The organism is Magnetospirillum sp. WYHS-4 (genome assembly GCA_039908345.1).
Lineage (GTDB): Bacteria > Pseudomonadota > Alphaproteobacteria > Rhodospirillales > GLO-3 > JAMOBD01.
This window is the reverse complement of record JAMOBD010000034.1, coordinates 1-17,956: the sequence shown is the minus strand read 5'-3', so window position 1 is coordinate 17,956 and position 17,956 is coordinate 1. Positions and strand designations below refer to the sequence as shown.

Sequence of the window (17,956 nt, the reverse complement as noted above, 5' to 3'; positions counted from 1 at the left end):
TCACAACGCGCGCCAAGCCGCACCCCTGTGGAAAAGCCTGGGGAAAAGGCTTGTAACCCCTTGGTGGGGTTGACCTCTCCGCCCCGCCTTCCCGTTGCACCATGTTGCGCAACGCCGCGAGACGTGCAACACTACAAAACCGGGTGTGCAATGTCCAGGCTGGCGAATCGTCCATGGAAACCATCGGCGACCTTTATCCCCTTCTGGAGGCCATCGTGGCTTTCATGGAGGAAGGCGTCATCATCGCCGACGAACGCGGCCGGGTGCTCTATCAGAACCCGGCGGCGGGCGAGATGCTGGGCGCCTCGCCCAACGAGCCGATCCGCGAACTGGGCCGCATCGGCGATTTCAACCTGCTGAACGCGATCGCAGAGGCGGGCCGACGCCGCGACGGCGGCTTCGTCAGGTTCGAACGGCGCGTGGCTTCCCGCGAGGGGCAGCAGCGGGATCTCAGCTTCCACTGCGGCCTGGTCGAGGCGCCGGGCGGCAACGGCCGCCTGCGCCTGGTGATCGCCCAGGACATGACCGAGCAGCGCCACCTGGAAGCGGCGATCCGACGCGCCAGCCAGGAACTCATCAGCAGCGATCCGCGCATGCTGGACATCCTGCGGCGCATCGAACAGATCGCGCCGACCAATGCCTTCGTGCTGCTGCAGGGCGAGTCCGGAACCGGCAAGACCCAGATCGCCCGCCTGATCCACCGCCTGAGCGGGCGGGCGGAACATCCCTTCGTCGAAGTCAACTGCGCCGCCATTCCCGAAAGCCTGATCGAGTCCGAACTGTTCGGCCATGTGCGCGGCGCCTTCACCGGCGCCACCCAGGACCGGCCCGGCCGCTTCCAGGCGGCGCACCGGGGCACGTTGTTCCTGGACGAGGTGGGCGAGATCCCCATCCATCTCCAGGCCAAGCTGCTGCGGGCGATCCAGGAACAGGAATTCGAGATGGTCGGTTCCGACAAGCCGGTCAAGGTGGACGCGCGGGTCATCAGCGCGTCCAACCGCAACGTCCGCGACATGGTGGACGCGGGCGAGTTCCGCGCCGACCTCTACTACCGCCTGGCGGTGATCCCCATCGGCATCCCGCCGCTGCGCGAGCGTCCAGGGGATATCCCATTGCTTATCAATCACTTCTGCAAAAAACTTCAAGAGAGGGGTTACGTCGCGGACCTGCAATGTTCGCCCGAGGCCATGCGGCTGATGATGGACTATCCCTGGCCGGGCAACGTGCGCGAGATGGAAAACGCTGTCGAACACGGGCTGATCTGCGCGGTGGACAACACGGTGCTGCCGGAAAGCCTGCCCCAGGACATCCGGGAATACGAGGAACACAACCGCCGCCGCCTGCGCGGCGACGACGGGACGGAGGACGGCCCCGACGATCTGCGCCGCCGCATCGAAGCCGCCCTGGCCCAGGCCGGCGGCAACCGCACCCTGGCCGCCCGCCTGCTGGGCATCGACCGCAGCACGCTGTGGCGCCGCATGCAAAAGCTGGGGCTGGCGGGATAGGCTATCCGGTGCGAATGTCGAACACGTCCACCGGCCCGGCGAGCAGGGCAATCGGGTGAAGGCCCCAAAGGGGAACGAACCTACCCTTCCGGCCCGCAATTTGCGGACGGGACGTCCGCGCTCCCAGGCTTTGGCAGGACTCTCCGCCTTCACCCGATTCCCCTGGCTGGAGAGCGGTTATACTCAATTGATTTGGAGCCGCATTTGTTCGATAAAGGGGCAAGGCGCAAAAGGGGAACGGGACTGGCACGATGACGGCCCAATTTCCGCGGGAGTGGCGAGAGGCATTGGCACTCCTGGACCGCCAGGAGCCGGAACTTGTCTTGCGCGGCAGCCAACCCTTCGCCGGCCCCCATGGCGTGGCGATCCGGACCGCCTTCGCCGAACTGGGGCTGGCGGCGGTGTTCTGCGTCGAGGAAGTGCCGACCATCGGCTTCCTCGTCCAGAACCGTGCCGATCCCTCGGCCATCGACCGGGTGCGTCGCGCGCTGTGGAACCAGGGGCTGATGAGCCTGCTTCTGGTCATCGAAGGCGACGTCCTGCGCGCCTATTCCCTGGTGCGGCGCCCTCCGGCAGCGGACGAAGGCGCCGCCGATCCCACCCACATCAGGAATTTCCAGCTCGTCCGCGATGCCATGCATCTCAAGGAGATCGTCCGTTCCGTAGAGTCCGGGCGCTTCTGGTCGGACAACAAGGGCCACTTCGATCGGGAAGAACGGATCGACCGGGTTCTCCTCGACAACTTGAGCATGACCGTCGATGGGCTCGCCGACATGGGCCTGCCCCGGGAAGCGGCGCAGGCGCTGCTGATGCAGGCCATGTTCGTCGCCTACCTGGAAGACCGGGACGTCTTGCGGCCGGACGTCTTCCGGCAGGTCTCCGCAGGCCGGGCCCAGTCCCTGTCCGCCCTGCTGGGTACCGGCGACGTCTCTTGCGTGGCGGCTCTGTTCGACTGGCTCAGGCCAAAGTTCAACGGGGACCTTTTCGTGGCCCCCTGCTCTTTCGACCCCGACAGCCCTGCCGTTACCCTCGATCCCGGCCATCTGGAGATCCTCCGACGTTTCCGCGACGGCCTGGAGGACATGGCATTCAGACAAGGAAGGCTGTTCGCGTCCTACGACTTCAAGTACATTCCCGTCGCGTTGCTCAGCGCCGTCTACGACCGGTTCCTGAAAGCCGCCCCGGAGGCCAGACGCGAGGACGGCGCCTATTTCACCCCCATGTTCCTGGCCGACGTGGTGGTCAACCAGGTCTGGGAGTTCCTGACTCCGGCGCAGAAGGAAAGCGGCACCGCCCTGGACCCCGCTTGCGGGTCCGGGGTCTTCCTGGTTCGCCTGTTCGAGCGGATGGTCGAGAACCGTCGCCGGACTGGCTGCGAACCCTCGTGGCAGGACCTGCTCGATATCGCTTCGCGGCTTCGTGGCTTCGACATCGACAGCGGCGCCTTGCGGGTGGCGGTCTTTTCCCTTTACCTGGCCCTGCTGGAACAGGTGCCCGTGCCCGATATCCGTGCCCTGATGGAAAAAGGCAAGCTGCTGCCCCGCCTGTGGAACCGGACGCTCCGGGCGGGAAGCTTCTTTCGCCAGCCCGACGCCCCGGCCGTCGACATCGTCATCGGCAATCCCCCATGGAAGGGCCGCCGGAACGAAGCGGGAGGCGCTGCGTCCTGGTGCGCGGAACATGAATTCCCCTTCCCCGAAAAGGAAATCGCCTGGGCCTTCCTGTGGAAGGCCGGCACCGCGGTTTCTTCGGATGGCGTGGTCGGGCTTCTTCTCCCCGCCATGGCAACGCTGCACAACCATAAACCGACCACGGTAGCGGCCCGCCAAAGGCTGTTCACGGAAGCCCCCATCCGCCGGATCGTCAACTTCGCCGATCTCGCCTTCCTGCTGTTCGAAGGGGCGGAGCGGCCGGCGGCGCTCCTGATCTGCGGACGGCACGATCCTTCGACCCCGCCCCATCGCTTCGACTACTGGTGCCCCAAGGCCGATCCCTCGCTGCGGCTGAGGCGAACCATGACGCTCAGCCGCTGGGATTGCGGCCAACTGCGCTCGGACTTGGTGGCGAAGGATACCTCTCTCCTCAAGCGCCGGCTTTGGATGCGCCAGCCGGACGAAAAGCTGTTCCAGTACCTGTCCAGCCTGCCCCGGATGAGGGATTTGATCGACGAACACATCAATACACCCGCGCATCGCCGCAACTCCCGGCCAGGATGGATCATCGGACAGGGCTTCAAGCCGGCAAATGCCGGAAGGCTGAACGATCCGGGCTACAGATGGCAGCGAGAGGACGAAGTCACGCGATACCCCTACTTCGATGCAAGGGGCCTGCCCCCCGTTGCCCTTTCGCCCGTGCATGCCCCCCCAAGGTCGGACAACCGTATCCATCGTCCCGGCTTCCTGCAGGGCTTCATCGGCCCTCACGTGCTGGTTCCGCAAGGGGTCAAGCGGAAGACCGGCCGGATACGGGCCGCATACTCCTCCCAGAACCTAGTTTTTCAACACTCGATCCAGGCCATCAAGTTTCCGAACGGGGAAGCGCCGCGGGCCAAGGTCCTGACGGCCATCCTCAACAGCCGCCTGGCGGCCTGGTTCGCCCTCCATGCCACCGCGAACCTGGGCGCGGACCGTTCCAAGATCCACCAGGCCGAGCTTCTTCTCCTTCCCTTCCCCATGCCCGACGACCTCGCCGATCCCCAGGCGGCCAGCCTTGCCTTCGACGAGATCGTGGGGCGGGTCGATGAGGCGATCCGCGAGGCCAATTCGCCGCTGCGGCCGTCCGGAGACATCCTTCCGGAGGTGGACAAGCTGGTCTACCGCTACTTCGGCCTGTCGGAAGAAGAAACGGTCCTTGTCGAGGAAACGATGGAAAGGCTGGTCCCTCGCATCCAGCCGCGGACAAACCGATTGGCCGACCTGTGGCCGGACTGCAAGCCCTCGGATCGCAGGCATTATGCCGATACCCTGCGCCATGCCTTGGAACGCTGGCTGGAACCGGGCTCCCGCCTGTCGGTAACCCTTGCCGGAAAGGGGAAGGACCTGGCGATCCTGCGCCTGCGCCTGGATAGCGGCGAGGCCTATTCCGAGCCCCCGCGCGGCAGCGAACTGGAGAAGGTCCTGGCCGATATATCCCCCCACTTGGCGAACGTCGCCGGACGGAATTTCCAGATCATGCCCGACCTGCGGGTATTGATCGACGGCGACCTCTATCTCGTCAAGCCGACCCACCTTCGCTATTGGCTGCGCTCCACGGCACTCGCCGATGCGGACGAGATCGCCGCCGAACTCTTCCGGGCGCAGCGGAAAGGGCCGTCATGCTGATCGGCGATCCCACCGCCTGGCTGAAGCGCTTCCAGGATGTCGAATGCCGCATGGCGGAACGTCTTCCCGCGCTGTGGCCGGCCTGCATCCAGGGCCTTCCCGGCAACCCGCGCGAAAACGAGATATCGAGACGGCTGGTTGTCCGCCTGAAGCGGGACCATGTGGTACGGCACATCGGCGCGATCCACTCGCAGATGGAATTGCTCGCGGAGCAGCGTTCGGGCGACGTCTCGATCAAGGGCTACCTGGATATCGCCATCGTCCTCAACCAGGACGCCGACAGCTATGTCGCCTTCGAGTGCAAGCGGCTCAACGTCAATACCGGACATGGGCGGAAATCCCAGGCCAGCTCCTATGTGAAAGGCGGGATGGCCCGCTATCTCAGCGCCCAGTATGCCCAGTCCCTTCCCCTCGGGATCATGGTTGGCTACGTCTTGGACAGCGACTTGGAAGCTGCCGCCCGAAGCATCGATGCGGCCATTTCCGGCAACCGCAAAGCGTTGTCCTTGACCGGTCCCCTGGCGCGTTTGCGTGCCTTCGGTTTCGTCCAAAGGTATATGTCGTCCCATGGCCGCAAGGGCAAGGAATCCGATTTCGAGATTCGCCATATCCTTCTGCCCATGTCGCCTGCCGGACTCAATTCGTGATTGCTCCCGCCCGTTCGGGCTGCCGGCCCAGGCCAATCCCGCAAAGCCGTTGCGGGGGGCGGGGGCTGCCCTTATGATGCCGCGCCGCTGAAGAACCCAAGGATCGGTCTCTCCCCATGCTGGATGTCCTGCGTACCCATTCCAAGTCCATCGTCATCAAGATCTTGTTCGGCATCTTGATCCTCAGCTTCGCCGCCTGGGGCGTGGGGGACATGATCCGCGTCGGCGCCGGCATCGACTGGATCGCCGAAGTCGGGCCGGCCAAGATCGGGCCCAACGAGTTGCACAACGAGGTCCAGGCGGAATTGTCCCGCCTGCAGCAGGCTCTGGGCCCTTCGTTCGACAAGACCAAGCTGCAGCCCGCCGACATCGCCGGCGTCGTCCTGCAGCGCTTGATCGACCGCAAGCTGCTGACCTTGGCCGCGAATGAGCTGGGTGTCGCGGTACCCGACGACGTGATCTCGGCCCGCATCCGCGCCGACAAGACCTTCCACAACAAGGCCGGCCAGTTCGACCGCTTCGCCTACGAACAGATTCTCCGCGACAACGGCCTGAACGAGGATCAGTTCGTCGCCATGATGCGGGGCGACTTGACGCGCGCCCAGTTCCTCGAAAGCATGGTCGCCGACGCCGGGCCGACCGTGGCGCCCAAGGCCATGGCGGAAGCCCTGTTCCGCCATCGCTTCGAACGCCGCGCCGCCGAGGTGGTGCGCATCGCCGACGCCGCCATGCCCGAACCCGCCGCACCGGCTCCCGAAGCACTGGCCAAGTTCCACCAGGACAGCGCCGCCAAGTTCACCGCCCCGGAATACCGCGCGCTGACCGTGCTGCGTCTGGACGCCGCCGACCTGATGGGCGGCATCGAAATCACAGAGGCCCAGGCCAAGGAATCCTTCGAACAGCGCGCCGCCGAATTCGTCGAGCCGGAAAAGCGGAACCTCCTGCAGATGATTCTCGGCAAGGAGGAAGATGCCCGCAAGGCCTTCGAGATGGTCGCCAAGGGCGCGGACTTCGCCCAGGTCGCCAAGGACGTCGCCGGCCAGCCGGCCGACGCCCTCGCGCTCGGCATGGTCACCCGCGACGATCTGCTGGCCGAAATCGCCGACGCCGCCTTCCAGGTGGATGCGGGGGGAATCGTCCAGCCGACCCGTTCGGCGCTGGGTTGGCACGTGCTCAAGGTGGTGTCGGTCCAGACCGGCCGCCAGACGACCTTCGAGGAGGCCCGCGCCAAGGTGACCCAGGAAGCCCGCAGGGACAAGGCCGCCGAGGTCCTCTTCGATATGGCCAACAAGATCGAGGACAAGATGGGCGGTGGCGCCACCATCGAGGACGCCGGCAAGGCCTTCGGCGCCAAAGTGGTGAAGATCGCCGCCATCGACGCCCAGGGGAACGACCCGTCCGGTGCCAAGGTGACCGACCTGCCGCCGGGCAAGGCCTTCCTGGAAACCGCCTTCGCCACGGGCCCCAATCAGGACAGCGGCTTGGTCGAGACCGGACACGACGGCTTCTTTCTGTTGCGGGTCGACGGCGTGACGCCTCCTGCCCTCAAGCCGCTGGATCAGGTCCGCGACGCCGTCCTCGCCCAATGGAAGGACTCGGAACGCGCCCGCCTGGCCGCCGAGACCGCCGCCCAACTGGCCGCCGCCGTGCAGGCCGGCAAGGACATGGCTGCGGCGGCCAAGGAACTCGGCTACTCCGTCGGCGTCGCCGGGCCCTTCACCCGCGAGGGCGTGGGCGTGCCCAAGGAGATGCCGGCCGATCTGGCCGCCCGTCTGTTCGAACTCAAGGTCGGTGACGTGGCCGAAGGCCGCGGCAAGGGCGGCAGCCTGGTGGCCCGCCTGAAGGAAATCCAGGCAGCCGACGTCTCGGGCGACGCGCCGGGCGTGCAGGCCTTGCGCACCCAAGTGGCCGGCGAGATGCGCAACGACATCTCGCAGCAACTGGCCGAGGCCTTGCGCAAGCGCTTCCCGGTGTCGATCAACAACGCCGGGCTCAAGAAACTGTACGAACCGCGGTCGTGACATGAAGGCCTTTCCCGACTTCGCCGCCTTCGCCGAGACCTATCGCGCCGGCCGGGCGCAGGTGGTCTGGACGACCTTGGTGGCGGATCTGGAAACCCCTGTTTCCGCCATGCTCAAGCTGGCCGACGGCCAGCCCAACAGCTTCCTGCTGGAATCGGTGACCGGCGGCGCGGTGCGGGGGCGCTATTCCTTCATCGGCCTGAAGCCGGACCTGATCTGGCGCTGCTTCGGCGACAAGGCGGAAATCAACCGCCGCGCCCGCGTCGATGCCGACGGCTTCGAGCCCTGCCCCCTGGGCACCCTGGACTCGCTCCGCGCGCTGGTGGACGAATCCCGGATCGATTTGCCCGCCGGCCTGCCACCCATGGCGGCGGGCCTGGTGGGCTACATGGCCTACGACACGGTGCGTCTGGTCGAGAAGATTCCCGACACCAAGCCCGACGTCCTGGGGGTTCCGGACGGCATCTTCCTTCGGCCCACCATCATGGCCGTGTTCGATACCATCGAAGACCGGGTGAGCGTCATCACTCCGGTCCGCCCCAAGGACGGACGCAGCCCGGAAGAAGCCTACGAGTCCGCCTGCGAGCGCCTGGCCGACGTGGTGCGCGACTTCGAGCGCAGCCTGCCCCGCCAGCGCCTGGACGCCACCGGCTTCGTCGGCGAGATGCCCGAGCCGGCCTCCAACATGACGCGCGAGCGGTTCCACGCCATGGTGGAGAAGTCCAAGGAATACATCCTGGCCGGCGACATTTTTCAAGTGGTGCTGTCCCAACGTTTCCGAGTCCCCTTCGCCCTGCCCGCCTTCGCCCTTTACCGGTCGCTACGCCGGCTCAACCCCTCTCCCTTCCTGTTCTTCCTGGATTTCGGCCGGTTCTCGGTGGTGGGCTCCAGCCCCGAGATCCTGGTCCGCGTGCGCGATGGCAAGGTGACCATTCGCCCCATCGCCGGCACTCGCCCGCGTGGCGCCAGCCCCGAACAGGATCAGGCTTTGGCCGAAGAACTCCTGGCCGATCCCAAGGAACTGGCCGAACACCTGATGCTGCTCGATCTGGGGCGCAACGACGTGGGCCGGGTGGCGAAGATCGGCACCGTCAAGGTAACCGAGCGGATGACCATCGAACGTTATTCCCACGTCATGCACATCGTGTCCAACGTCGAAGGCGCGTTGGATACCCAGCGCCACGACGCCATGTCCGCTCTGTTCGCCGGTTTTCCCGCTGGCACCGTCTCGGGTGCCCCCAAGGTGCGGGCCATGGAGATCATCGACGAACTGGAGCCGGAACGGCGCGGCATCTACGCCGGTTGCATCGGATATTTCGGCGCCAACGGCGAGATGGACACCTGCATCGCGTTGCGGACGGCGGTGGTCAAGGATGGGATGGCCTATGTCCAGGCGGGTGGCGGCATCGTCGCCGATTCCAGCCCCGAAGGCGAATACCAGGAAAGCCGCAACAAGGCTCGTGCCCTGATCCGCGCAGCCGAAGAGGCCGTCAAGTTCGCCGCCGGGCGGGGCTAAAGTCCCCCGCCCGACAGGACACCCTCAATAGGCCGAAGCGGCGGAACGGGCTTCGGATGCGCGCGGTGCGGCGGCAAGCGCTTTCCAGGCCGGCCCCAAGGACACCAGGGCGATATGGACCAGGATCGCGGCCAGGGAGGCCTCGGCCACACCTTCGTGCATATCGTCCCATTTCCAGAACTCGGCGATCAGCCCGCTTACGCTTACCAGGACCAGAACGGCCAGGATGACCAGCCCAGACAAGGGTGCCAGCGGCGTGCGGCTGCGAAAGACCGATATATCTCCCCGCCCCAGCTTGGCAAGGAACGGCTTCCACTGGACTGCGGTCGGCCAGGGCAAAGACCAGGGACTGCGTTCAGGGGCCAACATCGCGGCCGCCAAGCGTAAAGCCAGGAGGCCCAGGGCGGCGTAGCCGGCAAATCGGTGCAGGGCCCCGATGCCTTCGGCGGTCAGAAAGGCGACGCCGTAGGCACCGGCGAACAGTCCGTGCCAAGCGAGCAGGAGGCGCATCGCCAAAGGCCCGGAAAACCTAGTCGTCGTCATGATGGCGGTCCTTCTTGTGCTTACGCTCTTGCTTGCTGTCGCTCTTGCCGTTCTCCCCCATGCCGGCCACGGTGGCCAAACTGGACAGGAAGCCGGTCCCATCGTAGGTGCCGTAGGCGACGGTCGCGCCGCCCACCAGCAGGAACCCGAGAAGGGCCAGTGTCAGGGTCTTGCGGAACATGGGATGTCTCCTCTCATCCGGTGGATGCTGGCGAGAGGTATGCCACCGACCGGCGGAACCCACCTTGAAGCCCTTGTTCAGGAGAGGTTCATTCCTCCTGGGACCGGCTTATGGGAAGGCCGTTGCGTCCGGGTTTGCCAAGTGGCGCGACGGGCGGTATGGTACGCGCCATCCAACCGATCCCTGGGGGAAAGCCGTGGCCGATTCCAAGATTCCGTCCAAGCCCGTCATCAATCCGGAACAGGATGCCCTCCTCATCGAAATCGACGAGGATCTTCGCCATGAGCAGTACACCAAGCTCTGGAAGAAGTACGGCAACGCCGTCATCGGAGCCGCGCTGCTTCTCGTGGTCGGGGTTGCGGGATACCAGGGTTGGCGTCATTTCGATACCCAGGCCCGCCTGGAACAGGGACGCAGCTTCGCGACCGCCCAGGACCTGATGCGCAAAGGCCAGGCCGATGCCGCTCGCTTGGCCTTCGCCGACTTCGCCGCCAAGGCGCGCCCCGGCTACGCCGTGCTGGCCCACCTGCAGGAGGCCGCCCTGCTGGCCCGCGCCGGCAACGCCTCCGGTGCCGCGGCCGCCTACCGGAAGGTCGCGTCCGACGGAGCGATCGACGCCCCCTACCGGGACCTCGCCACGCTCCTCGGCGTGTTGCAGGAAATGGAAAGCGCCCCGGCCGCCGACCTGACGGCGCGTCTGGCTCCTCTCACCGCCGATGCCAGTCCCTGGCGCTATTCGGCGCGGGAATTGACCGCCGTGCTCGCCCTCGCGTCGGGCGACAAGGCCAAGGCCCGCGGTCTCCTGGAAGCCCTGGGCAAGGATACCCGTGTGCCGTCCGGGATCGGCCAGCGCGCCGCCGACCTTCTGGTCACCCTCGGACAGTCTTGAGGAGAGGGCCCCATGCGCCGCATCGTCCCCCTGATCTCCCTCGTCGCGCTGGCTGTCGCCGGCTGCGATTGGTTCAAGGACACCGACAAGAAGGCCAAGCTTCCGGGAGAACGCATCTCCGTCCTGGCCCACGAGCGCACGCTGAACCCGGATCAGGGAACGCAGGGGGTCGAAATCATGCTCCCCGCCCCCTCGCCCAACGATAGTTGGCCGCTGGCGGGCGGATTCGCCAACCATGCCATGCACCACATCCAGGTAGGCGACAGCCTCCGCCAGGCCTGGAAGTCCAGCGTGGGCACCAAGGCCAACGACGAGATGCGCATCGTCGCTCCGCCCATCGTGGCGGAAGGCAAGGTCTTCGCCTTGGACTCGGAGACCAGGGTCACCGCCCTCGACGCCAAGACCGGCGACCGCCTCTGGCGGGTCGACCTGACGCCCAGGAGTGAAAGCGACGACCATATCGGTGGCGGCATCGGTTACGAGAAGGGACGCATCGTCGCGACCACCGGCTTCGCCGACGTCGTGGCGCTCGACGCCAAGACAGGCAAGGAGATCTGGCGGCGCCATCTGGACGGCCCCATGCGGGCGGCCCCCCTGGTGCGCGGCGGACGCGTCTTCGCGGTGACCGTGGAAAACAAGACCTACGCCCTTGCCGCCGCCAACGGCCGCGATCTTTGGACCCACACCGGCATTGCCGAGACAGCCAGCCTGCTGGGCGGCGCCAGCCCGGCCGAAGACCAGGGCGTTATCGTGGTCCCCTATTCGTCGGGCGAACTGGTCGCCATGCGGGTCGAAACCGGGCAGGTTCTTTGGTCCGAGTCCCTGGCCTCTGTCCGTCGCACGGACGAGCTTTCCACCCTGTCGCACATTCGCGGCCGGCCGGTCATCGACCGCGGCCTGGTCTTCGCCATGAGCCACGGCGAAACCATGGTGGCCGTCGACCTGCGCAGTGGGCGCCGGGTCTGGGAAAAGCGGGTCGGCGGCATGGAAAGCCCTTGGATCGCCGGGGAATACCTGTTCGTCCTCACCTTGGACGGGGAAGTGGTCTGCATGGCCCGCAAGGACGGCAGCATCCACTGGGTCGCTTCCCTGCCCCGCTACCGCGACGCCAGCGACGCTCAGGACAAGGAAAATCCGCTCCTCTGGGCCGGCCCCGTACTGGTCAGCGACCGCCTGATCGTGGTCGGCAGCCACGGCGGCGCCCTGGCGCTGTCGCCCTACACGGGGGAACTCCTGGGCCGTCAGCCACTGCCCGACGAAACCACCGTGCCGCCGGTGGTGGCGGAGGGGACGGTCTATTTCCAGACCGACAACGCCGATATCGTCGCCTATCGTTGACGGCCATGGGATTCAAGGTCGCGGTCGTAGGCCGCCCCAACGTCGGAAAGTCCACCTTGTTCAACCGCTTGGTCGGCAAGCGGCTCGCCATCGTCGACGATACGCCCGGCGTCACCCGCGACCGCCGCGAGGGGGAAGGCAAGCTGGGCGATCTCAGCTTCACCGTGGTGGATACGGCCGGCTTCGAGGATGCCAACGACGATAGCCTGGAGGCCCGCATGCGGGCCCAGACCGAAAGGGCCGTCGACGAGGCCGATCTGGCCCTCTTCATGATCGACGCCCGCTCCGGGGTCACGCCGCTCGACCAGCATTTCGCCCAATGGCTGCGGCGGCGCAAGACGCCGGTGGTCCTGCTGGCCAACAAGTGCGAGGGCAAGGCCGCCCAGGCCGGCCTGCACGAAGCCTATGCCCTGGGGTTGGGCGATCCTTTGCCCGTCTCGGCCGAACATGGCGAGGGTCTGGGGGACCTGTACGACGCCCTGCTCGCCCACGGCGCCGAACCGCCGCCCGAAGACGAAGGCGAAGACGATGCTGGACCGCTTCAACTCGCCATCGTGGGACGGCCCAACGTCGGCAAGTCGACTTTGGTCAACGCCCTGCTGGGTGACGAACGCATGCTCACCGGGCCGGAAGCGGGGATCACGCGGGACGCGGTTTCCGTCCCCTGGTCCTTCAAGGGCCGCCCCATCAAACTGGTGGATACGGCCGGCCTGCGCCGCAAGTCCAGGGTCGAGGACAAGCTGGAATCCCTTTCGGTCGCCGATACCTTGCGGGTGGTCCGCTTCGCCCAGGTGGTGGTGCTCGTGCTCGACGCCGAGGACATGCTGGAAAAGCAAGACCTGCAGATCGCCCGCCTTGTGATCGAGGAAGGTCGCGCCCTGGTCATCGCGGTCAACAAATGGGACCTGATCGCGGATGCGCGCGCCGCCCTGGCCAAGCTTGGCGACCGGCTGGAAATTTCCCTGCCGCAAGCCAAGGGCCTGCCGGTGGTCACGCTTTCGGCACGGACCGGGCGCGGCCTCGACAGGCTGTTGCCCAAGGTCATGGACATCCACGAGGTCTGGAACCGCCGCATAGCCACGGCACGGCTCAACCGTTGGTTGGAAGGTGTGCTGGAGCACCACCCGCCACCGCTGGTCAAGGGCCGCCGGGTAAAGATCCGCTACATGACCCAGGCCAAGGCCAAGCCACCCACCTTCGTGCTGTTCGTCAGCCAGGCCGACGGCCTGCCCGATGCCTACCTGCGCTATCTGGAGAATGGATTGCGCGAGGCCTTCGACCTGCCTGGCGTTCCTCTTCGGCTGCAAACCCGCAAGGGCGGCAATCCCTTCGCGGAGCGGTGAGCGGCGCTTGCCCCGCCGCCGGTCCGGCGGTAGAGTCCTAGCCGGATCGGACAGCAGGGAGAGGCCACGGATATGCCCGCCTACTTCGCCTACATGGGTGTCTATCTCACCTATATCCTCGTGGCTCTGGGGTTGTTCGGCGCTGGGCTGGCGGTCTATGTCTGGGTGACGCCCTACAAGGAATTCCGCCTGATCCGCGAGGGCAACATGGCGGCAAGCTGCAGCTTGGTCGGCACCATGATCGGCTTCGCCCTCCCTCTCGCCAGCGCCATGAGCCACAGCGTCGACCTGGCCGACATGGCCATCTGGAGCGTCATCGCCCTGGTCTTCCAAATCCTGGCCTTCGCCGCGGCCACCTTCCTGTTCAAAGGATTCAAGGCCGGCATCGAGGAAGGCAAGGTCAGCTATGGCATCATGCTGGGCGGCCTGTCGGTGGCGGTCGGCATCCTCAATGCCGGCGCCCTGACCTATTGAGGAGAGGGATGACCATGAAGCGCTCCCGCCACGTCGCGACCCTGGCCCTGGGCGGCGCCTGCCTGCTGGCACTGACCGCTTGCGACGACAAGCCCAAGCCTCCCGACAGCATCTACGGTTCGGTCGAGGAATGCGTGGCCGACGGCAAGGACGAAGCCGTCTGCCGCCAGTCCTTCGCCGATGCGCAGAAGGCCCACCAGGCCGCGGCCCCCCATCACAAGAACCAAGCCTCCTGCGAGGAGGTCTACGGCGTCGGCAAGTGCGTTCCGGCCCAGTCGGGCGGCGGCTGGTTCATGCCGGCGCTGGCGGGCTTCATGATGGGGAAGATGATGGGAGGCGGCAGCCAGATGGCGGCGGCCACCCCGGTCTATCGCGACCGCTACGGCTATTCCTACACCGGCGGCCGTCCCCTGCCCGACATCGCGCCCAAGCGCGAGGAGCAGCGGACCGGCGGCTATTCGGGCAGCGGCACCGGCTGGAGCGGCGGCAAGGCCGCAGCATCGCCCACCGTGCAGCGCGGCGGTTTCGGCAGCACGGGTCGGTCGCTGTCGAGTTCCTCGTCCTCGTGATGCACCGGCACGCCCTTTCCCCCCGGCCGGATTGGGCCGCCAAGGTCGAGGCCCTGGGGTTCGACTTCCACACCCTCGAAGGGGCTCCCTATTGGGACGAGAAAGCCTATTTCTCCCTCACCGCCGCCCAGGTCGACAGCCTGGAGGATGCCGCCGACGAGCTACACCGCCTTTGTCTGGAGGCGGTCGCGCGGGTGGTGGCGGAAGGCCTCTACGAAGTGATCGGCATTCCGGAGTCCGTGGCGGCCATCGTCGAGGCGAGTTGGCGCCGCCGCGATCCCCACCTATACGGCCGCTTCGATCTCGCCTGGAGCGGCGACGGGCCGCCCAAGCTGCTGGAATACAACGCCGACACCCCAACGGCCCTGTTCGAGGCCGCGGTCGTCCAATGGCAATGGCTGCAGGACCTCTTTCCCGATGCCGACCAGTTCAACTGGATACACGAGGCGTTGGTGGAGCGCTGGGCGGCCATGGACCTGGGCGAGAGCCTGCATCTGGCCGCCTCGGCCGGCCATTCCGAAGACCAGGGAACGCTCCGCTACCTGGAAGCCACCGCCTTGGAAGCCGGACTGGCGGCCAAGGTCCTGACCATGGAACAGATCGGCTGGGACGGCCGCCGTTTCGTCGATGGGGAAGACCAGCCCATCCGGAACCTGTTCAAGCTCTATCCCTGGGAATGGCTGCTGCGCGAGGAATTCGGCAACCACGTCGGGGGCACCGATACCCGCTTCGTCGAACCGGCCTGGAAGGTGCTGCTTTCCGGCAAGGGCATTCTAGCCCTGCTCTGGGAGATGTTCCCCGGCCACCCCAACCTGCTGCCCGCTTCCGGCGAGGCCGGCGCCATCGAAGGGCGCACCGTCCGCAAGCCCCTTTGGGGCCGGGAAGGCGGCAACGTGGCGATTTTGGACGAAAACGGCATGCTGCTGGAAGAATCCCCCGGCCCTTACGGCGAGGAAGGCTGGGTCTACCAAGCCTGGCATCCCCTCTTCGCTTCGGCGGCGGGCCATGCGGTGGCCGGTGTCTGGGTGGTGGGCGACAAGGCCTGCGGGCTAGGCTGGCGCGAGGACGATGGCGCCATCACCCGCAATTCCAGCCGCTTCCTGCCGCACCTGTTCCGCTGAAACGAAAGGGCGCCCCGCGAAGGGCGCCCTTCCTGTCATACCAACCGGCCAATGACCGGTTGGTATTTTTTCTGGTCCCTCGCCGGGCGCTCGCTCCGCTCGCTTGGCCGCGGCCTTAATGGCCGCTCGATACCGGCCAACAAGTTCCAGTGTTGACCGGTATCAGTCCGCCCCGTCCCGAAGATCGGCATCAAAACTGGTAACGCAAGCCCAGCAGGACCTCGTGGGTGCTGACGTTCTGCGCGGTCAGTTCCGCGTCGGTGGCGCTGGGATCGCCGAACGCCGCTTCGCCCAGGTCGAGGTAGCGGTAGGACAGCCCCAGCGTCCACTTGGGCGAGATGGCGTAGCTGACGCCGCCCCCGACGGTCCAGGCGAAATCCATATTGGTATTGGTGTAGTTCTCCTTGAGCCCGGACGCGATCACCGTGCCGTCGGTGTCGGTACGATTGAAGGCCATGCCGAACCCGGCCCCGACGAACGGGGTGAACCCCTGCCAGGACCCGATATCCCAATACCCGTTGAGCAGCAGGGAATGGCTGTTCATATCCGCGTCGGTCCGGGTCGGAGTCGCCGCATTGATAAAGGTGGGATTGGGGCTGTAGTCGAGAGCCGTGCGGTACATGTATTCCACGTCCGCCCTGAGCGGAACGTTGTGGCGCGGCTTCCAGTTGTACCCGACGGCCCCGCCGATGCCGAACACCGTCTCGCTTTCGCTCTTGACGTTCACCCGGGCCTTGATGGAGGGGTCCACATGAGTGGTATTCTCGAAATCGTCGGCATCGAGGAAGGAGACCCCTGCCTTGCCTTCCAGATAGATGCCGGTATCGGCCTGCCCGGGCGACGCCGCCGCCCCGGCGACAAGAGTCGACAGAAAGCTGCCGAGGACAATCCGCTTGATGCTCACAACCTTCCTCCACGACGTTAGGTATGCTTCGTATTCGTGAGACACTTTCTAATAACCACCACCCATGACGTCAACCACAAAACTAGTTGTCCGCATACTCGCGCATCCATCCAATTGGAGGAGAGGCCGGACTCATGGGCCGGGAGGGCGTGACCATGCCGACCAAGATGAAGCCGACCAGCACCGGGTTCTTCCCGTACGACTACATTGACCAGGGGGCTGAAGCGCGAGAAGCTGAACGCGGCCCGGTGCCGTGTGAGCTGGAGACGGGGGAAAAGAAGACCATGCGAAAACTGGTATTGGCAGTGGTCGCTGCGGCCCAAAGCTTCGAACCTGCCGGCAAGACCCGTGACATTGTCGCCAAGCTCATGACCCCCGCCCAGGTCGCCGAGGCGGAGCGGTTGGAGACGGAGTGGAAGCCGAAGGTGGGAGGAAAGTAGTTGTCATCAAAACTAGTCCACGAAGGCGCTCCCCCGGAAAAGCCTCCAGGTGCCTAGGGTGTACGGGGACACAGTTACCTGCAGTAACCGGGATATGGCGGGATGGGGCGGGATATGATGGGATGAGCCCTAGGAAACAGCCAGGTTGAGGGCCATCTACAACCGGCCGCGCCGGGAGGCCATCATGTCTGCAGTAAACCACGAAAAGCCGCATTCGGGACGCCGGACATTGCAGCACCGCCAACGGCAGCCTGGTTGCCGCTGCTTCGCTTCAAGGCCTTGCCAGCCGTTGGTTTCGCTTCGATTTTGCGGGCGCTTTTCACTTCCCGGCCGTTCGCCGAAACACTGACGAACTGGGAAATTCCGGAAAAGTGCGTCAGAGTTCTTCGGACTTCGCCGGAAACCCTTGCGTTCCGCCACTCTCCGTCCCTCGGGAGAGGGCATTGTGCGGCGCGGGAACAGGGAAATAGACTGACGACAACTTTCCCGAAACAGAACTGGCAATTCAACCGGAGATATTCATCCGACCCGCCGGCGGCCATGGGGGGAACGGGCGCGCGGGAAGGGGGCCTCGGGGCTCCAGGGCACGGCCTGTTGGATCGTGAGCGAGTGGCGGTCAGCGATGATCATGAACGGCAGGTCGACGGCCTCCCGGCGCTGAACGACCGTGGCCCGCCCACCACCTGCCGCCATCAGGCGGGCGAGGCGATGGGCGATGCGCCAGGATGCCCGGTCATGGAAGTACAGCCAGCTCTGGAACTTCTCCTCGCGCCGAAGCCGCCAATCCAGGTCGCTGGCGGTATCGACGCAAATCAAGGGCTCGTCCAGAAACCGGGGGTCTTCCGGCGGCAGGCACAATGACCAGTCGGTGAAGCCGCGATGAAGGGAAAGGCCGTCCTTCATGCCAGCCCCAGCCGGGCGATGGTTTCGGCCGCCTCTTCTTGGGTGGGCAGGGAAACGCCGGCGGGGAGGTGGCGGGGCAGTTCCCGCCAGGCCGCCGTGATGTCGCCATGGGCACCGCCCTTCAGGAGCCGCATGAAGGGTAGGACCCAGGGCGGGGCGGTGTTGGCCGGGGCGGCGGGTGACGGCACGGGCGACGCGGCGATCTCCGGGACCGCCGGGCCGGACGGCGCGTCCGGGTCCGG

The 17,956-nt window shown here is 66.0% G+C and carries 17 protein-coding genes; 12 read left to right on the top strand and 5 right to left on the bottom strand.

The annotated features are described in order from the left end of the window. Positions 1 to 173: 173 nt before the first annotated feature. The 5 genes from H7841_10910 (at position 174) to trpE (ending at position 9,009) form a co-directional block, all read left to right on the top strand. Positions 174 to 1,505 carry a sigma 54-interacting transcriptional regulator gene (locus H7841_10910; GenBank protein ID MEO5337386.1) on the top strand — a complete coding sequence of 444 codons (1,332 nt, stop codon included), beginning with the start codon at positions 174 to 176 and terminating at the stop codon, positions 1,503 to 1,505. 287 nt (positions 1,506 to 1,792) lie between these two features. Further along, positions 1,793 to 4,825: an SAM-dependent methyltransferase gene (locus tag H7841_10905; protein MEO5337385.1), complete on the top strand. Its 3,033-nt coding sequence runs from the start codon at positions 1,793 to 1,795 to the stop codon at positions 4,823 to 4,825. Further along, a complete protein-coding gene (locus tag H7841_10900) occupies positions 4,819 to 5,472 on the top strand; it encodes a hypothetical protein (GenBank protein ID MEO5337384.1) in 654 nt (217 codons plus the stop codon). Before H7841_10905 ends, H7841_10900 begins: the two co-directional genes overlap by 7 nt. A gap of 116 nt (positions 5,473 to 5,588) precedes the next feature. Next, the gene (locus H7841_10895) at positions 5,589 to 7,493 is read left to right on the top strand and encodes a SurA N-terminal domain-containing protein (protein ID MEO5337383.1); all 1,905 of its coding nucleotides are present in this window, start codon (positions 5,589 to 5,591) and stop codon (positions 7,491 to 7,493) included. A gap of 1 nt (position 7,494) precedes the next feature. Then, positions 7,495 to 9,009, top strand: a complete 1,515-nt coding sequence (gene trpE, locus H7841_10890; GenBank protein MEO5337382.1) for an anthranilate synthase component I — start codon at positions 7,495 to 7,497, stop codon at positions 9,007 to 9,009. A 24-nt stretch (positions 9,010 to 9,033) separates the two neighbouring features. On the opposite strand, the gene H7841_10885 is transcribed toward trpE, so the two are convergent. Together H7841_10885 and H7841_10880 are read right to left on the bottom strand one after the other, a co-directional pair. Next, a complete protein-coding gene (locus H7841_10885; GenBank protein ID MEO5337381.1) occupies positions 9,034 to 9,552 on the bottom strand; it encodes a hypothetical protein in 519 nt (172 codons plus the stop codon). Then, positions 9,539 to 9,733: a hypothetical protein gene (locus H7841_10880; GenBank protein ID MEO5337380.1), complete on the bottom strand. Its 195-nt coding sequence runs from the start codon at positions 9,731 to 9,733 to the stop codon at positions 9,539 to 9,541. Before H7841_10880 ends, H7841_10885 begins: the two co-directional genes overlap by 14 nt. Positions 9,734 to 9,929: 196 nt before the next feature. Between H7841_10880 and H7841_10875 the strand changes: the two genes are divergently transcribed. From H7841_10875 to H7841_10850, 6 genes are all read left to right on the top strand, one after another. Continuing rightward, on the top strand, positions 9,930 to 10,622 hold the full coding sequence (locus H7841_10875; protein MEO5337379.1) for a tetratricopeptide repeat protein: 693 nt from the start codon (positions 9,930 to 9,932) through the stop codon (positions 10,620 to 10,622). 12 nt (positions 10,623 to 10,634) lie between these two features. Further along, positions 10,635 to 11,960: a PQQ-binding-like beta-propeller repeat protein gene (locus tag H7841_10870; protein MEO5337378.1), complete on the top strand. Its 1,326-nt coding sequence runs from the start codon at positions 10,635 to 10,637 to the stop codon at positions 11,958 to 11,960. 5 nt (positions 11,961 to 11,965) lie between these two features. Then, positions 11,966 to 13,303 (top strand): ribosome biogenesis GTPase Der, encoded by a 1,338-nt coding sequence (gene der, locus H7841_10865; GenBank protein MEO5337377.1) that lies wholly within the window; start codon positions 11,966 to 11,968, stop codon positions 13,301 to 13,303. A gap of 72 nt (positions 13,304 to 13,375) precedes the next feature. After that, positions 13,376 to 13,777, top strand: a complete 402-nt coding sequence (locus H7841_10860) for a DUF350 domain-containing protein (GenBank protein ID MEO5337376.1) — start codon at positions 13,376 to 13,378, stop codon at positions 13,775 to 13,777. 14 nt (positions 13,778 to 13,791) lie between these two features. Further along, complete coding sequence (locus H7841_10855; GenBank protein MEO5337375.1) at positions 13,792 to 14,346, top strand: DUF1190 domain-containing protein; 555 nt, start codon at positions 13,792 to 13,794, stop codon at positions 14,344 to 14,346. Continuing rightward, positions 14,346 to 15,467, top strand: a complete 1,122-nt coding sequence (locus H7841_10850; protein ID MEO5337374.1) for a glutathionylspermidine synthase family protein — start codon at positions 14,346 to 14,348, stop codon at positions 15,465 to 15,467. The genes H7841_10855 and H7841_10850 overlap by 1 nt, the downstream gene beginning before the upstream one ends. A 190-nt stretch (positions 15,468 to 15,657) precedes the next feature. Here the strand turns inward: H7841_10850 and H7841_10845 are convergent, their stop codons facing one another. Continuing rightward, a complete protein-coding gene (locus H7841_10845) occupies positions 15,658 to 16,371 on the bottom strand; it encodes an outer membrane beta-barrel protein (GenBank protein ID MEO5337373.1) in 714 nt (237 codons plus the stop codon). A 155-nt stretch (positions 16,372 to 16,526) separates the two neighbouring features. Here H7841_10845 and H7841_10840 point away from each other — a divergent pair, with 155 nt between their 5' ends. Then, on the top strand, positions 16,527 to 16,811 hold the full coding sequence (locus tag H7841_10840) for a hypothetical protein (protein MEO5337372.1): 285 nt from the start codon (positions 16,527 to 16,529) through the stop codon (positions 16,809 to 16,811). 519 nt (positions 16,812 to 17,330) lie between these two features. Here the strand turns inward: H7841_10840 and H7841_10835 are convergent. Continuing rightward, positions 17,331 to 17,714 (bottom strand): hypothetical protein, encoded by a 384-nt coding sequence (locus H7841_10835; GenBank protein MEO5337371.1) that lies wholly within the window; start codon positions 17,712 to 17,714, stop codon positions 17,331 to 17,333. Next, positions 17,711 to 17,956 (bottom strand): hypothetical protein (locus tag H7841_10830; protein MEO5337370.1); only part of this gene is annotated, 246 nt, incomplete at its 5' end. The genes H7841_10830 and H7841_10835, both read right to left, overlap by 4 nt.